General features: G+C 35.7%; 1 protein-coding gene. It reads left to right on the forward strand.

Features of this window, described 5'->3' with window-relative positions; genetic code table 11:
• On the forward strand, positions 1–787 hold a 787-nt coding region (locus ACFIK8_RS11020), incomplete at both ends, for an N-acetylmuramoyl-L-alanine amidase (protein ID WP_375669453.1).

Here is a 787-nt window from a genome sequence, read left to right on the forward strand (position 1 = left end):
GGTTGCTATTACGCCCAGAACACAAAAAAAGTTTGGTGAGGTATTAAAAAATCAACAAAAAGCTGACCCCAATACAAAAACACAGATAAGTCTTATAAGCAATTTTCGTGTTGTTATTGATCCTGGACATGGTGGAATTGACGGTGGTGCGCGAGGGATTACTGGAATTTTAGAAAAAGATGTAACCCTAGCTTTTGCACGTGCATTGCGAGATGAATTAAAAAAAGATTCTCATACTACCGTTGTGTTAACACGCGATTCTGATATCTTTTTAAGATTAAGCGAAAGAGTTAAGAAGGCACAGGAATTGGGTGCTGATCTTTTCATATCTATTCATGCAGATAGCATTGATATGCATTCTCTTCGCGGTGCGACAGTATATACCATATCAGACAAGGCATCTGATGCAATTGCAAAATCTTTAGCTGAAAGTGAAAATAAGGTTGATCTGCTTGACGGTTTACCCGCAGAAGAATCCCTTGAAGTGACAGATATTTTGCTTGATCTGACTCGACGTGAAACGCATACATTTTCAATTAATTTTGCTAATAGTGTTATCGCAAATTTATCAAAGAGTCATATCAATTTGATAAATAACCCTCATCGATATGCTGATTTTCAAGTTTTAAAAGCTCCAGATGTTCCTTCTATCTTGATAGAGATAGGTTATTTATCAAATAAAGAAGATGAAGAATTATTAAACAATCCTCAATGGAGAAAAAAAATGGCTGCTTCTATTGCTCATTCTATTCGTCAATTCGCCGAGTATAGACAGAAAATTATGCAA

This window comes from Bartonella sp. MR168JLCBS, assembly GCF_042194175.1.